The sequence below is a fragment of the Thermomonas fusca genome, assembly GCF_005862345.1.
Classification (GTDB): domain Bacteria; phylum Pseudomonadota; class Gammaproteobacteria; order Xanthomonadales; family Xanthomonadaceae; genus Thermomonas; species Thermomonas fusca.
Map to the genome: position 1 here is coordinate 185851 of NZ_SROY01000004.1, position 17409 is coordinate 203259.

Consider the following 17409-nt stretch of genomic DNA (forward strand, 5'->3'; position numbering starts at 1 on the left):
CTCGTCATTCCGTTGTTGCGGGAGTGACGGATGGGTTGGATCACGGCTTCACGCCGGTCAGCGAAATCACTTCGAAATGCGGCGGGCGGCGTTCGCGGGTGACGGTCTCGCAATTGGCGATGCCCAGCCCGGCCTTTTCCGCGAATTTGCGCAGTTCCTTGCCGGTGAAACCCAGGTTCACGTGGCCATAGGCTGCCACCACGCTGCGGTGTTCGTGGCGGGCAAGGCTGGACAGCAGCAGCCGGCCGCCGGGCTTGAGCACGCGCGCTGCTTCTGCCACCGCCTGCGCCGGGCGTGCGGCGTAGGTCAGCGCGTGCATCAGCACCACCAGGTCGAAGCTGGCGTCGGCGAACGGCAGCGCGTGCATGTCGCCTTCGCGCACCTCCACGTTCTCGAAACGGCGCAGGCGCTCGCTGGCCGCGGCCACCACGCGCTGGCTGGAGTCGATGCAGACGTAGCGGTCGGCGTGCGGGGACAGCAGCTCCGCCAGCACGCCGTCGCCGGAGGCGATGTCCAGCACGTCGCCCGGCCACAGCAGCGGCAACGCGGTGCGCGCCAACGCTTCCCAAGTGCGGCCCGGCGAGTAGTGGCGCTCCATGTCGCCGGCCACGCTGTCGGCCCAGTTCTGGTCGGCGGCGCGCATCGCCAGCACGCCCGGCACGCGTTCGGCGTCCTGGCGCAGCAGCGGGTCGTCGCTGCCGGTGCGGATCGACTGCCACAGCATCCGCTGCGCCGGCTCGATGGCGGCGTCATCGAAGCGGTAGTAAGCCGACACCCCGGCGCGGCGGTCGCGCACCAGCCCGGCTTCCTTGAGCTTGGCCAGGTGGGTGGACACCCGCGGCTGCGCCAGCTGGGTGATCGCGGACAATTCGGCTACGGTGAGTTCCTCGCCTTCCAGCAGCGCCAGCAAGCGCACGCGGGTAGCGTCGGCAAACACCTTCAGGTGCGCGGACCAACCTTCCAGATCCATATATATCTTTCCATCGCGATTTAAAGATAAGTTTCTCGCGATGTCGCTTTGCGGTCAAGCCGTGCGCAGGCAGGCGACGCTGGCAGCCGGTCGATGTTGCGTTCCGTCGCAGCGGCTGCGTGGAAAACGCAGTGTACGCGGGCAGCCATGGGCATTTCGCACGCCTCGCCCGGCGAAGCGCAGGCCCGCCTGCAGACGCTACGGTTCTGTGCGCCGCGGGGATACAATGCGCAACTTCGGAATGACGCATAAGGGGCGGTTGTGGATTTCGGATTCAGCGACGAACAGCTGATGCTGCAGGACGTGGCGCGACGCATCGCCCGCGAGAAGATCGCCCCCAGCGCAGAGCACCACGACCGCACCGGCGAGTTCCCGCTCGAGAACATCCGCGCCCTCGGCGAGAACGGCCTGATGGGTATCGAGGTGCCGGCCGAATACGGCGGCGCCGGCATGGACCCGGTGGCCTACGTGCTGGCGATGGTCGAGATCGCCGCGGCCGACGCCGCGCACAGCACCATCATGTCGGTGAACAACTCGCTGTTCTGCAACGGCATCCTGACCTTCGGCAGCGAGGCGCAGAAGCAGAAGTACGTGCGCGAGATCGCGGAAGGCCGCGAGATCGGCGCGTTCGCACTGACCGAGCCGCAGTCCGGTTCCGACGCCACCGCGATGCGCTGCCGCGCCGTCAAGCAGGACGACGGCAGCTACGTGGTCAACGGCAAGAAGAGCTGGATCACCTCCGGCCCGGTGGCGAAATACATCGTGCTGTTCGCGATGACCGCGCCGGAAAAGGGCGCGCGCGGCATCACCGCGTTCATGATCGACACCACCCGCGAGGGTTTCCACCGCGGCAAGACCGAACCCAAGCTGGGCATCCGCGCCTCGGCCACCTGCGAGATCGAGTTCACCGACTACGTGGTCCACGCCGACGAGGTGCTGGGTGAGGAAGGCCAGGGCTTCAAGATCGCCATGGGCGTGCTCGACGCCGGCCGCATCGGCATCGCCAGCCAGGCCATCGGCCTGGCCCGCGCGGCCTATGAGGCGACGCTCGAATACGTGAAGGAGCGCAAGGCCTTCGGCCAGCCGATCGGCGCGTTCCAGATGACCCAGGCCAAGATCGCCGACATGAAGTGCAAGCTCGACGCGTCGCTGCTGCTGACGCTGCGCGCGGCGTGGCTGAAGGGGCAGGGCAAGCGGTTCACCACCGAAGCGTCGGTTGCCAAGCTGACCGCCTCGGAAGCGGCCATGTGGATCACCCACCAGGCGCTGCAGATCCATGGCGGCATGGGTTATTCCAAGGAAATGCCGATCGAGCGTTTCTTCCGCGATGCGAAGATCACCGAAATCTACGAAGGCACCAGCGAGATCCAGCGGTTGGTCATCGCCCGCGGCGAAACCGGCCTGCGATAAACGACAACGACACCAAGACGGCCGCGCCCCCTGCGCGGCCGTTTCCCTTTGGAGGCTGTGAAGCAGATGAAAAAGTCAGTGGAAACCGGCGCCGGCAACGACCTCAAACCCATCCTCGACGCGCTGGCCAAGCGCGTGGGCAAGGCCGGGCAGGCGGAGGCGCAGGCGTTTGCAGCCGCCTTCTACCGGCGCATGGATGCCGACGAGATCGCCAGCCGCAACGCCGCGGGCTGGGCCGAACTTGCCGCCGACATGCTGGAGTTCGCGCGTTCCCGCAAGCGCGGCAAGGCCAATGTGCGCCTGAGCAACCCGGCCGATTCCACCCATACCCTGGTGCAGGTCGTCAATGACGACATGCCGTTCCTGGTCGATTCGGTGACCATGGCGTTGGCCGACGCCGGCATCGGCGTGCACGTGCTGGGCCACCCGGTCATCCGCATGAACCGCGACAAGGCCGGCAAGCTGGTCGGCGTTGGCGAGGGTGCGGCCGAATCGCTGATGCACCTGGAAATCGACCGCCAGCCGCAGGCCGCGATGGCCGCGGTCAAGGCGCGCATCGTGCAGGTGCTGGACGACGTGCGCGCGATCGTCAACGACTGGGAGCCGATGCGCGACCGCATGCGCGAGGTCGCCGAGGAAATGGCGACCAGCAAGCTGCCGGTGGCCGACGCCGGCCGCCAGGAGGCGCAGGAGTTCCTGCGCTGGGCCGCCGACAACCACTTCACCTTCTTCGGCTACCGCGAGTACAAGGTCGGCAAGCAGGGCAAGGAAGACATCCTGTCCGCGGTGCCGGGCAGCGGCCTGGGCCTGCTGCGCGGGGAGGAAGGGGGCGCGCGTCCGCTGAAGTCGCTGGCGGCGCACGCATTGCCGCAGTCCGGCGCGGTGGATGCGCTGATCCTGACCAAGACCAATGCGCGCGCCACCGTACACCGCCCCGGCTACATGGATTACATCGGCGTGCTGGGCTTCGACGCCAAGGGCCGCGCGATCAGCGAGCAGCGCTTCGTCGGCCTGTACACCTCCAGCGCCTATACCCGCCGCCCGTGGGACATCCCGCTGGTGCGCGAGCGCCACGACTACGTGATGGACAAGTCCGGGCTGGACCCCAGCAGCCACAGCGGCAAGGCGCTGCGCCACATCCTGGAAACCCTGCCGCGCGACGAGCTGTTCCAGGCCGGCGAGGAAGAACTGTTCCGCACCTGCATGGGCATCCTCGGCCTGCAGGAGCGCGTGCGCAGCAAGCTGTTCGTGCGCCCTGACCGCTACGGCCGCTACTACTCCGCGCTGGCCTACGTGCCGCGCGACCGCATGAGCACGCAGGTGCGCCACCGCATCGAGGCGATGCTGCGCGAGGCGCTGGGCGGCGAGCGCGTCGACACCAACGTGCAGATCGGCGATTCGCCGCTGGCCCAGCTGCACATCATCGTGCGCCCCAGCGCCAACGCCGCCCATGCCGAGATCGACCTGCCGGCGCTGGAAGCCCGGCTGGCGGAGATCGTGCGCGACTGGCGCGACGACCTGCGCGAGCGGCTGGTGGCCCGCCACGGCGAAGAGGCCGGGTTGAAGCTGGCCGCCCGCTTCGGCAGCGCGCTGCCGGCCGGTTACATCGAAGAGGTCAGCCCGGAAGCCGCGGCCGACGACGTCGAGCACCTGGCCGCGTTGACCGACGACGACGACCTGCGCCTGCAGCTGTGCCGCTCGCAGCGCGGCAGCCTGCGCTTCAAGCTGTACCGCCCGTTGCGCGACATCCCGCTGTCCGATGCGCTGCCGATGATGGAAAACATGGGCCTGCGCGTCATCACCGAGCATCCCTACAAGGTCGATGTCGAAGGACGCCTGGCCTGGATCCAGGATTTCGAAGTCGAGTCGCTGCAGGGCGAGCTTGACGTCGACGCGCTGGACGAGGGCTTCGAGGAAGCGTTCGCGCGGATCTGGCGCGGCGACGCCGAGAACGACGGCTTCAACCGGCTGGTGCTGGCCGCCGGCCTGTCGTGGAAGCAGGTCGCGATGCTGCGCGCCTACTGCAAGTACCTGCTGCAGGCCGGCGTGACCTTCTCGCAGAGCTACATGGAAGCCACCCTGACCCGCTATCCGCTGCTGGCGCGGCTGCTGGTGGAGCTGTTCGAGGCTCGCTTCGACCCGGCCACCGGCAAGGAAAGCGCGGCCGAGGTCAAGCTGGGCATGGAGCGTTTCCATGCCCAGCTGAAGGCGCTGGCCGGCGGCGACGCCGCCGCGCAGAACGCACTTAAGGCGCTGGTGAAGTCGCGCGAAGGCAACCGCGAAGGGCAGGTCGAGGCCGCGCGCAGCACCCTGCTGGGCCTGCTGGACCGCGTCGCCAGCCTGGACGAGGACCGCATCCTGCGCAGCTTCATCGGCGTGATCGACGCCACCCTGCGCACCAACTACTACATCGAATACAAGGACGGCCTGCGCAAGGACGGCGGCCCGGCCGACTACCTGGCGTTCAAGTTCGACACCGCCAAGGTGCCGGACCTGCCGAAGCCGCGCCCGTTCCGCGAAATCTGGGTGTGCGGCCCGCGCGTTGAGGGCACCCACCTGCGCTTCGGCCCGGTGGCGCGCGGCGGCCTGCGCTGGTCGGACCGCCGCGAGGACTTCCGTACCGAAGTGCTGGGCCTGGTCAAGGCGCAGATGGTGAAGAACACGGTGATCGTGCCGGTGGGCAGCAAGGGCGGCTTCTACGCCAAGCAGCTGCCGAACCCGGCAGTGGACCGCGACGCGTGGATGGCCGAAGGCATCGCCTGCTACAAGCGCTTCATCAACGGCCTGCTGGACCTCACCGACAACCTCAACGTGGCCGGCAAGGTGCTGCCGCCGGCGCAGGTGGTGCGCCACGACGGCGACGACCCGTACCTGGTGGTGGCGGCCGACAAGGGCACCGCCAGCTTCTCCGACATCGCCAACGGCATCGCCCAGGCGCACGGCTTCTGGCTGGACGACGCGTTCGCGTCGGGCGGCAGCGCCGGCTACAGCCACAAGGGCATGGGCATCACCGCGCGCGGCGCCTGGGAGTCGGTCAAGCACCACTTCCGCGAGCTGGGCCGCGACTGCCAGAAGCAGGACTTCACCTGCGTCGGCATCGGCGACATGTCGGGCGACGTGTTCGGCAACGGCATGCTGCTGAGCAAGCACATCCGGATGGTCTGCGCGTTCGACCACCGCCACATCTTCCTCGACCCGAACCCGGATGCGGCCATCTCGTTCAAGGAGCGCCAGCGCCTGTTCGACCTGCCGCGTTCCAGCTGGGCCGACTACGACGCCAAGCTGATCAGCAAGGGTGGCGGCATCCATCCGCGCTCGGCCAAGTCGATCGAGATCACCCCGCAGGTGCGCGAGGCGCTGGGCATCGATGCCGGCATCAAGGTGATGACCCCGAACGAGCTGATGCATGCGGCGCTGCGCGCGCCGGTGGACCTGCTGTACAACGGCGGCATCGGCACCTACGTCAAGGCTTCGACCGAGAGCAATGCCGATGTCGGCGATCGCGCCAACAACGGCCTGCGCGTCGACGGCCGCGACCTGCGCTGCCGCGTCATCGGCGAAGGCGGCAACCTCGGCATGACCCAGCTGGGCCGCGTCGAGGCGGCGCAGGCGGGCGTGCTGCTGAACACCGACTTCATCGACAACTCCGCCGGCGTGGACACCTCCGACCACGAGGTGAACATCAAGATCCTGCTGACCGGCGAAGTGCAGAAGAAGCGCCTCAAGCTGGCCGAGCGCAACAAGCTGATGGCGGCGATGACCGACGAGGTCGCGCAGCTGGTGCTGAACGACAACTACCGCCAGAACCAGGCGCTGAGCCTGATGGAGCGGATGAGCGCCACCCGCCTGGGCTCGAAGATGCACTTCATCAGCACGCTGGAAGCGCAGGGCCTGCTGGACCGCCAGATCGAGTTCCTGCCCACCGACGCGCAGATCGCCGAACGCAAGCTGCGCGGCCAGGGCCTGACCCGTCCGGAGCTGTCGATCCTGCTGTCCTACGCCAAGCTGGTGGCGTACCCGCAGCTGCTCGAGTCGGACGTGCCGGAAGACCCGTACCTGTCGAAGGAACTGGTGCGCTACTTCCCCGAGCCGCTGCAGAAGAAGTACGCCAAGGCGATGGAAGACCACCGCCTGAAGCGCGAAATCATCGCCACCGCGGTCACCAACTCCACCATCAACCGGATGGGCGCCACCTTCCTGATGCGCATGCAGGAAGACAGCGGCCGCAGCATCGGCGAGATCGCCCGCGCCTTCACCATCACCCGCGAAACGCTGGATGCGCGCGAGCTGTGGGCGCAGATCGACGCGCTGGACGGCAAGGTGGGCGAGGGCGTGCAGGTCGATGCCCTGCAGGTGATCTGGGAGCTGCAGCGCGGCTTCACCCGCTGGTTGCTGTCACGCCCCGGCGCGGTGCCGGCGATTGCCACCGCGGTCGAGCGCTACCACGACGGCTTCCGCGACATCCGCGCCGGCGAGGGCATCCTGCCGCCGTCGCAGCGCCCGCAGTACGAAGCCAGCCGCAAGCAGTGGCGCGAAAAGGGCCTGTCGGCCGCACTGGCCGACCAGCTGGCGGCGCTGCCGTACCTGGAGTCGGGCGCCGACATCATCGAGCTGGCGCGCGAGCGCAAGCTGCGCCCGATCGAGGTGGCCAAGGTCTACTTCCGCCTGGCCGACGCGTTGCACGCGCCGTGGCTGCGCGAGCAGATCGAGGCGCTGAAGGTGGAAGGCCGCTGGCATGCGGTTGCCCGCGGGGTGCTGCGCGACGAGCTGTTCGCCCAGCTGCGGGCGCTGACCGCGCAGGTGCTGGCGATGCCGGGCAAGGAGCCGGACGCGAAGGTGCAGGCCTGGCTGACCCGCGATGATTCGTCGCTGCGCTTCACTCTGGCGATGCTGACCGAGCTGGCCGCGCAGAAGGCGCTGGACTACCCCACCGCGTCGGTGGCGGTGCAGCGCGTCGCGCAGCTGGCGCAGCGCGGCTGACCTTCGTCACCAGCGTGCCTGCGATGGGCGTCCCGAAAGGGGCGCCCATCGTTTTTCCGCGCCTCGGCCGCTGGCGCCGATGGGCACGAAGGCCGTACAACCGCCTTGCATAGGCTCTTGCTATCCTCGCCGCATGACCATGCCTCGCCTCGCCTTGCTTGCCAGCCCCGCCGATGAGGCCCGCGCCGCGCTTGCCCTGCTGGAAGCGCGGCATGGCGCGATCACGCCGGAGGATGCCGACGTGATCGTCGCGCTGGGCGGCGACGGCTTCATGCTGCAGACGCTGCATCGCCACGGCGCGCTGGGCAAGCCGGTGTACGGCATGAAGCTGGGCACGGTGGGCTTCCTGATGAACCAGTTCAAGGCCGAGGACGACCTGCTGGCACGGATCAACGCGGCCGAGCCCGCGGTACTGCATCCGCTGGAGATGCTGGCGCAGACCGAGTCCGGCGCAACGGTCGGCTCACTGGCCTACAACGAAGTGTCGTTGCTGCGGCAGACCCGCCAGGCCGCGCATATCGGCATCGAGCTCAACGGCGAACTGCGCCTGGACGAGCTGATCTGTGACGGGGTGATGCTGGCCACACCGGCCGGCAGCACCGCCTACAATTTTTCCGCGCACGGGCCGATATTGCCGCTGGGGGCCAACGTGATGGCGCTGACGCCGATCGCGCCGTTCCGGCCGCGGCGCTGGCGCGGTGCGGTGCTGAAGTCCGGCACCGAAGTGCGGTTCCGGGTGCGCGACCCGCACAAGCGGCCGGTCAGCGCCACCGCGGATTCGCACGAGGTGCGCGATGTCACCGAAGTGCTGGTGCGCGAGTCGCGGGACCGCAGCGTCACCCTGCTGTTCGACCCCGAACACAATCTGGAAGAAAGGATCCTGATCGAGCAGTTCGCCGCCTGACGTCCGTCCATTGCCTGGGGTTTAGATGCCGTTCGAAAGTCAAGACATCGGAACGTCCGCCGCCGCGTCCCCATCGGGTCGGCGGGTGCCGGCATGGGTGTGGGCGCTGGTCGCCTTCGCGCTGGCGATGGCGTTGACCCTGTGGCTGGCGAACGCGGAGAAGCTCCGCAGTCGCAGCGAGGCGCGACGCGTGTTCGTGCAGGAAACCCGCGACGTGGCGGTGGCCATCCACCAGCAGCTGGACCAGTGCGGGCACCTGATCCGCGCGTTCCAGTCGATTTTCCTGGCCTCGCAGACGGTCACCGAGATCGAGTACGCCCGCGCTTATGAAAACATGCAGTCCAACGGCGCCGCGCGGGTCGCCCTGCAGGCGCTGGCCTATGCCGAGCGCCGACGCCAGGCCGACGGCGACCATTACGTGACCACCATGTTCGCGCCGCAGTCCGGGAATCTCGCGATCCGCGGACTCGACGTCAACAGCCAGCCCAGCAACCTGCGGTCGCTGGAGTACTCGCGCGACACCGACGAGCTGGCGATGTCGGCGCCGTTCGCGCTGCGGCAGAGCGGTCGCCAGAGTTTGGGCGACGGTTTCATCCTGCGGCTGCCGGTGTTTGCGTCCGGCACGCAACCCGGCACCGTGCAGGCGCGGCGCGCGGCGATCATCGGTTCGATCGGCGCCTCGTTCCGGATCTCCGACCTGATCGCCTCGGCGCTGCCGGAATCGCCCGAGCAGCTGGCTGACCTGGTAGTGGAGGACGTCAGTGCCGGCGCCGCGCGTCCGCTGTATTCGAAGGCATTCGCGGGCCGCGGGAACGGTGCCGCGCATTCGGAGCACGCGGTGTCGCTGCAGTTCGGTGGGCGCACCTGGAAGGTGGTGGCGCACGGCGCGGACCCGGCCGGCGGCAGCTGGCTGTTGGTGCTGTGGATCGGCGCGGCGATGAGCGCGTTGCTTGCGGCGCTGACCTGGTCGCTGGTGAGTACCCGCGAGCGTGCGATCGCCCTGGGCACCTCGATGGCGCGGCGCTTCCAAGCCAGCGAGGAGCGCTTCCGCAAGCTCAACGAACTGTTGCCCTGCCTGGTGCTGCTGGCGCGCGAGGACGACGGCACCATCGTCTACCGCAACGCCTTCGCCCGCGACCGGTTGGCGCCGGACACGCAGAGCGCCCGCCTGTCCGACGTGCTGGGGCAGGAGGTGATGGTGCGCCTGGCCGCCGCCGATGCCGACACGCTGCTGTCGGTGGACGCGCAGCTGCCGGGCGCCGACGGCGGCGGGTTCTGGGCCAGCCTGTGGCTGAGCACGATCGAACTGGATGGCGCGCCGATGTGGCTGCTGGTGGCCAGCGATGTCTCCGAACAGCGCCAGCTGACCGAGCGGCTCAGCTACCAGGCCAGCCACGATTCGCTGACCCGGCTGTACAACCGCCGCGAGTTCGAAGCGCGCGCGCAGTCGCTGCTCAACTTGCCCGGGCGGGGCGATGGCGCGCTGCTGTTCATCGACCTGGACCAGTTCAAGATCATCAATGACACCTCGGGCCACTGCGCCGGCGATGAGCTGCTGGTGCAACTAGCCGCGGTGATGCGCGAGAAGCTGCGGCCGGGCGACGTGCTGGGCCGGCTGGGTGGGGACGAATTCGGCGTGCTGCTGCGCGGCGCGCCCACCGTGGAGGCGGCGCTGCTGGCAGCGGAGCGCCTGCGCACCAGCATCGAAGGCTTCATCTTCAGCTGGGAGCAGCGCACCTACACCATCAGTGCCAGCATCGGCGTGGTGATGCTGGCGCACGCCACCACGTTGCGGGAACTGTTCGCGCATGCCGATGCCGCCTGCTACCTGGCCAAGGACGGCGGCCGCAACCGGGTGCACGTGTACGCCGAGGACGACACCGCGATCAGCAGCCGGCTGGGCGAAATGGAATGGGCCAACCGTATCCGCGAGGCGCTGCGCGACGGCCGCCTGCTGCTGGATTACCAGGAGCTGCACCCGCTGCAGCCCGGCCCCGCCGAAGGCGCGCACGTCGAGCTGCTGCTGCGCCTGCGCGGCGAAGATGGCGCCGTGGTGCCGCCCGGCGCGTTCCTGCCCGCGGCGGAACGGTACGGCCTGATGCCGTTGATCGACCGCTGGGTGGTGGAAACCGCGCTGGGCAACCTCGACCGCATCCATCCGCACGGCAGCCGGCTGGCCACCTGCGCCATCAACCTGTCCGGCGGCAGCCTGGAGGACGACGGCCTGTTCGCCCGTATCGAGCAGCTGATCGAGCTGCACGGCATCGAACCGCGGCGGCTGGTGTTCGAAGTCACCGAAACGGTGGCGGTGCGCAACTTCATCGCCTCCAGCGCACTGATCGCGCGGCTGCGCTCGCTGGGTTGCCGGGTGGCGCTGGACGATTTCGGCGCCGGCATGTCCTCGTTCGGCTACCTGAAGAACCTGGAGCTGGACATGCTGAAGATCGACGGCAGCTTCGTGCAGAACCTGACCAGCGACCGCATGTCGCAGTCCATCGTCAAGGCGGTGACCGAGATCGGCCACCAGCAGGGGTTGATCGTGGTGGCGGAGTGGGTGTCCACGCAGGAAATGCTGGATATCCTCGTGCCGATGAACGTCGATTACGCGCAGGGGTTCGCCCTGCACAAGCCCGAACGCGCCCTGTTCCAGCGAAACGCCGACCAGCACGATGGCTGACCCACGCGCCTCGTCCCCGGACCGCCTGCCGCCGCCGCTGGTGGTGGCGATCACCGCGCGGGCGCTGTTCCACATGGAAGACAGCCACGCGTTGTTCGAGCGTGAGGGCATCCTGGCGTTCGCCGAGTTCCAGCGCCAGCGCGAGGACGACGTGCTGCCGCCCGGCATCGCCTTCCCGCTGGTGCGCAAGCTGTTGGCGCTCAACGAAGGCACGCCGGCCGACGCGCCGCGGGTGGAAGTGATCCTGCTCTCGCGCAATTCGTCCGACACCGGCCTGCGCGTGTTCAATTCCATCCAGCATCACGGGCTGGACATCCGCCGCGCCACCTTCACCGCCGGCGCACCGGTCTGGCCCTACATCAAGCCGTTCGGCGCGCAGCTGTTCCTGTCTGCCAACCCGGAATCGGTGGGGCAGGCGCTGGCAGCCGGCGTGGCCGCCGCCACCATCCTGCCGGAGAAGGCCAGCGAATCGCGCCAGCGCCAGCTGCGCATCGCCTTCGACGGCGACGCGGTGATCTTCGGCGACGAAAGCGAGCGGGTCTCGCGCGAGCAGGGCGTGGAAGCGTTCGGGCGCCATGAGGCCGAACGCGCGCGCGAACCGCTGTCCGGCGGCCCGTTCCGCGGCTTCCTGGCGGCGCTGCACGGCCTGCAGGCGGCATTTCCGCCCGGCGAAGCCTCGCCGTTGCGCACCGCGCTGGTCACCGCGCGTTCGGCACCCGCGCACGAGCGGGTGATCCGCACCCTGCGCGAGTGGGACGTGCGGCTGGACGAGGCGCTGTTCCTGGGCGGCCGCGACAAGGGCCCGTTCCTGGAAGCTTTCGGCGCCGACATCTTCTTCGACGATTCCCCGCACAATATCGACTCCGCGCGTCGCCACGTGGCCGCCGGGCATGTGCCGCACGGCGTGGCTAATGCGCCCACGCCGGCGCAGGGTGCCGCAGTCGATACCGCGGCTGATCGCAAGCCCGACTGACGGCACCATCCGGCGGCAGCCCCGCCCATTCAGCATCAAATTCGGGCCAAGCACGCGACAGCCGGGCGGGCACAAGCTTGCCTCCGCCCCCAATGCGCAGTACCGTCGGTCATCTGTTCATTGGATGAACGCATGCCGTCGATGCCCCACAACACCGACGAACTGGACGTGGCCCTGCTGCGGCGCCTGGCGGATTCCCCGCAGGCCAGCCAGCGCGAACTGGCCCGCGATACCGGCGTTTCGCTGGGCAAGATCAATTACGCCCTGCGTGCCCTGATCGACAAGGGCTGGGTCAAAGCCGGCAATTTCAGCCGCAACCCGCACAAGCTGGGCTATGCCTACCTGCTCACCCCCAGCGGCATCGAGGCCAAGGCCCAGCTCACCCGCGCCTTCCTGGCCCGCAAGATGCGCGAATACGACCGGCTGGCCGCCGAAATCGAAACCCTGAAGGGCGAAGTCGGACATGACTGAGGGCGCATCCACCTGCTGGTGCGCATGCATGCCGATGCGGTTCGGGCCATCCGTGCATGAGGCCGCGATGGCATCGCCAAACGCCACGGCGCCGCTCCCCTGGCCCAGTTCCAGCCGACCCGAAGCGCGCGGTGAAGATCGCGCGAACGCGCCTCCCGCCATCCTGTGCGCGGTTTCCGTGAACCGTTCGCCTTGGCCGCGTCCTGCCCGTGCCCGGGCACCCCGCATCCACTGACCTGTAGCCCACATGCCTCAGACCCTGAAAGACACCAAGATCGCCATCATCGGCCTCGGCTACGTGGGCCTGCCGCTGGCGGTGGAGTTCGGCAAGCGGTACGCCACCAGCGGTTTCGATATCAATGCCGCACGCATCTCCGAGCTGCAGCAGGGCAGGGACAGCACGCTGGAAGTCGAGCCGGAACTGCTGGCCCAGGCCACCGGCCTGCGCTTCACCGACCAGCTGGACGCCATTGCCGGCTGCAACGTCTATATCGTCACGGTGCCCACCCCGATCGACGCGGCCAAACGCCCGGACCTGACCCCGCTGGTCAAGGCGTCCGAAGCCATCGGCAAGGTGCTCAAGGCCGGCGATACCGTCGTCTACGAATCCACCGTCTACCCCGGCTGCACCGAGGAAATCTGCGTCCCCATCCTCGAGCGCGTGTCCGGGTTGCGTTACGAAGCAACAGCAGACGGGGGCGAAAACACCTTCGCAATCGGCTATTCGCCCGAGCGCATCAACCCCGGCGACAAGGCCCATCGCGTCACCACCATCAAGAAGGTCACGTCCGGCTCCACCCCGCATGCCGCGGACTTCGTGGACGCCCTGTACGCCAGCATCATCACTGCCGGCACCCACAAGGCGCCCACCATCAAGGTGGCCGAGGCCGCCAAGGTCATCGAGAACACCCAGCGCGACCTCAATATCGCCCTGGTCAACGACCTGGCCATCCTGTTCAACAAGCTGGGCATCGACACCCTGGACGTGCTGGAAGCCGCCGGCACCAAGTGGAACTTCCTGCCGTTCCGCCCCGGCCTGGTCGGCGGCCACTGCATCAGCGTGGACCCCTATTACCTGACCCACAAGGCGCAGGAAGTGGGCCACCACCCGCAGGTCATCCTGGCCGGCCGCCGCACCAACGACGGCATGGGCGCCTTCGTCGCCGACCAGGTGATCAAGCTGATGGTGCGCAAGGGCATCAACCCGGTGGATGCCCGCGTGCTGATCCTGGGCCTGGCGTTCAAGGAAAACTGCCCGGATCTGCGCAATACCCGCGTGGTGGACATCGTGCACGCCCTGCAGGGCTACAACGCCCGCGTGGACGTGCATGACCCGTGGGTGGATGCCGCCGAGGCGCAGCATGAATATGGCATCAGCCCGATCAACACGCCGGAGCAGGGCGCCTACGACGCGGTGATCGTGGCGGTAGGGCACCGGCAGTTCTGCGAGTTGGGCGGAGAGGGCGTGCGTGCCTATGGAAAGCCAGATGGCAACGTAGTGTTCGATGTGAAATACGTGCTGCCGCGGGATGCGGTGGATGGGCGGTTGTAATCGTCACTCCAGCGACCACCAGCCGGCTCCATGACACGCGCTGTCCGCATGACAAGGATGTAACTCCAGATGAAGACAATTCATTCCCCAGCCGATCTGGCGATCAACGGTGCAGAACCTGCATTTGCTGAGCCGTTGCATGTGGGCCGTCCGAACATCGGCGATCGAGCTCAATTCCTGCGTTTGGTCGGCGAGATGTTCGACCGCCGATGGCTGAGCAACAACGGACCGTTGGTGGTGGAGTTCGAAAAACGAGTTGCCGATTACCTGGGCGTCAAGCACTGCATCGCCATGTGCAACGGCACTATTGCCCTAGAAATAGCGATTCGCGCGCTTGGCATGACGGGGGAGGTCATCATTCCCTCATACACCTTCGTTGCCACTGCCCATGCCCTTCACTGGCAGGGCATTACTCCGGTCTTTGCCGATATCGATCCTGCGACCCATAACTTGGATCCCGCGGCGGTTCAACGGATGATTACCTCGCGCACCACCGGAATCATCGGCGTGCACCTGTGGGGGCGCCCTGCGCCCGTGTACGCGCTACAGGCAATCGCAGACGAGCACGGCTTGCAGCTGTTGTTCGATGCTGCGCATGCCTTTGGTTGCTCTCATGGGGGCAAGATGATCGGCAGCTTCGGTCGCGCCGAGGTGTTGAGCTTCCATGCCACCAAGTTCTTCAACACTTTTGAGGGAGGCGCGGTCGTCACCAACGACGATGAGCTTGCACAGACGGCACGCTTGATGCGCAACTTTGGGTTTGCAGGGTTTGACAACGTCATCCATCCCGGGACCAACGGAAAGATGGTGGAAGTCTGTGCCGCCATGGGGCTGACCAATCTGGATTACATCGACAATGTGATTGGCGCGAACCGTCAAAATCATGAGGCTTATGGAAGAGCGCTTGCGGGCATCAGCGGCGTTCGCCTTCTGGGGTTCGATGACAGCCAGTGCAACAACTATCAGTACGTGGTGATGGAGGTCGCAGGCGGGTCCGAGTGCAGGGACGCCATTCTCACCACATTGCATGCAGAAAACGTTCTGGCTAGGAAGTATTTCTGGCCGGGCTGCCATCGGATGAAGCCGTATCGCGACCTGTTTCCGAATGCGGGCGTGATGCTGAAGTGTACGGAGATGGTGGCAGATCGATTGATCGTTCTGCCGACGGGCACCACTTTGCCGGAATATGCGCCCGAATTGATAGCGGAAGTGATCCGATACACGACCTGAGAGGTAAAAAATGAATTGCAACCCATTCTTCGAAATAGAGCCGTCGTTCCGCCGACTGTTCGTATTCGGTGCAGGAGGATTTGGACGTGAGATCGCATGGCTTGTGGGCCAGAGTTGGGGTGCGGCGGTTGAGGTGGTGTTTCTAGTGGATAATCCGGAATATGTCACGTCTCCGGTAAATGGCGTACCTGTCCAATTGCTCGACGATGTTGCTAAATGCGATGGGGATCGTTTCGTTGTTGCTGTTGGAGACCCCCAGTTGCGACGTAGAGCAGTGGCGGGATGTTTAAGCGCTGGGCTTGAGCCTGCACAATTGGTGCATCCTCGCGTAGAGATGTCCCGACATGTGTCGCTCGGCGACGGCTGCGTGGTGTGTGCTGGTTGTATCCTCACCGTGAATATAGTTCTGGGTGAGCATGTTCATATCAACCTGGATTGCACGATCGGTCACGATGTTGTTATCGGCGATTACGCCACCTTGTCGCCAGGCGTACATGTCTCAGGCAATGTGCAAATCGGCAGGGACGTTTTCATTGGTACCGGTGCCAATATCATCAATGGTACCGCATGTGCGCCACTGGTGATTGGGCATGGCGCGGTGATTGCGGCGGGAGCATGCGTGGCCAAGTCCGTCGACCCCGGAGTGATGGTGGCCGGCGTACCAGCTGTAAGGAAGCGATAAGAGTGAGGTTGCGTGCGGCCAGTGCTGCGATGTGGAGCCTTGGCGATGCTATCGCGCGCCAGGGCGTTCAGTTTGTTGCTGGGGTTGTACTTGCGAGAATCATCTCTCCTACGGAGTTTGGGGTGGTCGCATTGCTTTATCTCTTTACGGGAATTGCTGCGGTATTCGTTGAAGGGGGATTCTCTTACTCGTTGATTCAATCAAAGATTAATTCCATTGAGGATGAGTCGACCGTATTTTGGTTTAATGCAGCAATGGGTGCTTTCGCCGCGGCGGGGCTAATTTTTGCTGCGCCTTGGGTCGCCGATTTTTATGGATACCCCGTACTTATTCCGCTGGCCTATGCTTTTTCGGCAAATATATTTATTTCTTCTCTCGGCGCGATTCATTCAACCCTTCTTTCGCGCGAGCTGAATTTTAGGCTGCAAATGATGATTAGTGGTTCCGCCTCCGTCATTTCGGCAGTGGCGTCGATCATAATGGCTTTGATTGGCTTTGGTGTGTGGGCGCTTGTGGCGCAAGTTCTACTATCATCAATTATAATTACGGCGCTTCTTTGGATAAGTCATTCTTGGCGACCTGCGTTTGTTTTTTCAATTGGTTCTGTCAAGAACCTATTTGGTTTTGGCGGATATCTGTTTGCCGCCTCGCTTTTGGATACAATTTACTCGAAGTTGTACACCGTTGTTATCGGGAAGTATTTCGGCGTAAGTGATCTCGCGCAGTATGGGCGGGCCGATTGGACTAAGCAGATCGTAGTTGGTCCACTAGGGTCCATGATGTCTAAGGTTGCCCTTCCCGTCCTCTCCGTAACGCAAGGAGACCGTGAGCGGCTGTTTCGCGGCGTGCGGCTGGCGGTACAGGGGGCGATGATGATTAACGTCCCGTTGATGGTTGGGTTGATAGTCGTTGCCAAACCCTTAGTTGGTTTTCTATATGGTGAACAGTGGGCTGCGTCTGCGCCGCTTCTCCAAATACTATGCGCGGGCTCGATACTGTTGCCGCTGCATGTAATTAATTTAAATGCGCTACTCGCCCTGGGTCGATCGGATCTTTTTTTTCGCCTTGAAGTAGCGAAGAAAATTTTTGGAGTGGGGTCCGTGCTGGTTGGTTCGGCTTGGGGATTAAAGGGAATAGCTTTCGCTTCAATATTTTTTTCGCTATTCAGTTTTATCGTGAACTCATATTATACTTACCGATATTTGCAGTATGGTCCAATAAGGCAATTTGAAGAATTTTTTGATTTGCTTTTATATTCGAGTATTGCGGGTATTTGCGTTGATATAGTTTTAAATTCTCATTCCTTTGGTGTTGCTGTTGATTTGGCGGCTCGTGCTTTTGGGTTTGCTGTTTTAGTCATAGGAATGATCGGATTGAGGAGGCCTCGGGCTCTTCGTGCGTTTGTTCAACTGTTACCCGTCTCAATGGGTAGGTTTGTTATTTTTCGTAAAATTTCACAATTCTGCCTGCGGGGTGAGGGTGGGGGCGGTGGGCAATGATTATAGTGTTTTGCCGATCCACGGAGCTTAACGGTGTTGGGGAGATCGCGAGGTCTTTGCC

The 17409-nt window shown here is 65.2% G+C and carries 11 protein-coding genes; 10 read left to right on the forward strand and 1 reads right to left on the reverse strand.

Going from position 1 to position 17409, the window contains the following annotated elements; genetic code table 11:
- Window positions 1–40 precede the first annotated feature (40 nt).
- Window positions 41–970: an ArsR/SmtB family transcription factor gene (locus tag E5S66_RS10435; protein ID WP_138349145.1), complete on the reverse strand. Its 930-nt coding sequence runs from the start codon at window positions 968–970 to the stop codon at window positions 41–43.
- A 261-nt stretch (window positions 971–1231) separates the two neighbouring features.
- On the opposite strand from E5S66_RS10435, the gene E5S66_RS10440 reads away from it, so the two are divergent.
- The 10 genes from E5S66_RS10440 to E5S66_RS10485 all read left to right on the forward strand — a co-directional run bounded on the left by E5S66_RS10440 (window position 1232) and on the right by E5S66_RS10485 (window position 17348).
- A complete protein-coding gene (locus E5S66_RS10440) occupies window positions 1232–2380 on the forward strand; it encodes an acyl-CoA dehydrogenase family protein (protein WP_138349146.1) in 1149 nt (382 codons plus the stop codon).
- 66 nt (window positions 2381–2446) lie between these two features.
- Window positions 2447–7360, forward strand: a complete 4914-nt coding sequence (locus E5S66_RS10445; protein ID WP_138349147.1) for an NAD-glutamate dehydrogenase — start codon at window positions 2447–2449, stop codon at window positions 7358–7360.
- 133 nt (window positions 7361–7493) lie between these two features.
- Complete coding sequence (locus tag E5S66_RS10450) at window positions 7494–8264, forward strand: NAD kinase (RefSeq protein ID WP_138349148.1); 771 nt, start codon at window positions 7494–7496, stop codon at window positions 8262–8264.
- A gap of 85 nt (window positions 8265–8349) precedes the next feature.
- A complete protein-coding gene (locus E5S66_RS10455) occupies window positions 8350–10941 on the forward strand; it encodes a bifunctional diguanylate cyclase/phosphodiesterase (protein WP_138349149.1) in 2592 nt (863 codons plus the stop codon).
- A complete protein-coding gene (locus E5S66_RS10460; RefSeq protein ID WP_138349150.1) occupies window positions 10934–11914 on the forward strand; it encodes a 5'-nucleotidase in 981 nt (326 codons plus the stop codon). Before E5S66_RS10455 ends, E5S66_RS10460 begins: the two co-directional genes overlap by 8 nt.
- Window positions 11915–12046: 132 nt before the next feature.
- Window positions 12047–12385 carry a MarR family EPS-associated transcriptional regulator gene (locus E5S66_RS10465; protein WP_212745346.1) on the forward strand — a complete coding sequence of 113 codons (339 nt, stop codon included), beginning with the start codon at window positions 12047–12049 and terminating at the stop codon, window positions 12383–12385.
- A gap of 247 nt (window positions 12386–12632) precedes the next feature.
- Window positions 12633–13937, forward strand: coding sequence for a Vi polysaccharide biosynthesis UDP-N-acetylglucosamine C-6 dehydrogenase TviB (tviB, locus tag E5S66_RS10470; protein WP_138349151.1), 1305 nt, complete (start codon window positions 12633–12635; stop codon window positions 13935–13937).
- 69 nt (window positions 13938–14006) lie between these two features.
- Complete coding sequence (locus tag E5S66_RS10475) at window positions 14007–15167, forward strand: DegT/DnrJ/EryC1/StrS family aminotransferase (RefSeq protein ID WP_138349152.1); 1161 nt, start codon at window positions 14007–14009, stop codon at window positions 15165–15167.
- A 10-nt stretch (window positions 15168–15177) separates the two neighbouring features.
- Window positions 15178–15849 (forward strand): acetyltransferase, encoded by a 672-nt coding sequence (locus E5S66_RS10480; RefSeq protein ID WP_138349153.1) that lies wholly within the window; start codon window positions 15178–15180, stop codon window positions 15847–15849.
- A 2-nt stretch (window positions 15850–15851) separates the two neighbouring features.
- On the forward strand, window positions 15852–17348 hold the full coding sequence (locus E5S66_RS10485; RefSeq protein ID WP_171033532.1) for a lipopolysaccharide biosynthesis protein: 1497 nt from the start codon (window positions 15852–15854) through the stop codon (window positions 17346–17348).
- Window positions 17349–17409 lie beyond the last annotated feature (61 nt).

Coding starts and splice junctions, on each gene's coding strand:
- E5S66_RS10435 (WP_138349145.1), bottom strand. CDS start 970: ATGGATCTGGAAGGTTGGTCCGCGCACCTGAAGGTGTTTGCCGACGCT.
- E5S66_RS10445 (WP_138349147.1), top strand. CDS start 2,447: ATGAAAAAGTCAGTGGAAACCGGCGCCGGCAACGACCTCAAACCCATC.
- E5S66_RS10450 (WP_138349148.1), top strand. CDS start 7,494: ATGACCATGCCTCGCCTCGCCTTGCTTGCCAGCCCCGCCGATGAGGCC.
- E5S66_RS10460 (WP_138349150.1), top strand. CDS start 10,934: ATGGCTGACCCACGCGCCTCGTCCCCGGACCGCCTGCCGCCGCCGCTG.
- E5S66_RS10465 (WP_212745346.1), top strand. CDS start 12,047: ATGCCGTCGATGCCCCACAACACCGACGAACTGGACGTGGCCCTGCTG.
- tviB (WP_138349151.1), top strand. CDS start 12,633: ATGCCTCAGACCCTGAAAGACACCAAGATCGCCATCATCGGCCTCGGC.
- E5S66_RS10475 (WP_138349152.1), top strand. CDS start 14,007: ATGAAGACAATTCATTCCCCAGCCGATCTGGCGATCAACGGTGCAGAA.
- E5S66_RS10480 (WP_138349153.1), top strand. CDS start 15,178: ATGAATTGCAACCCATTCTTCGAAATAGAGCCGTCGTTCCGCCGACTG.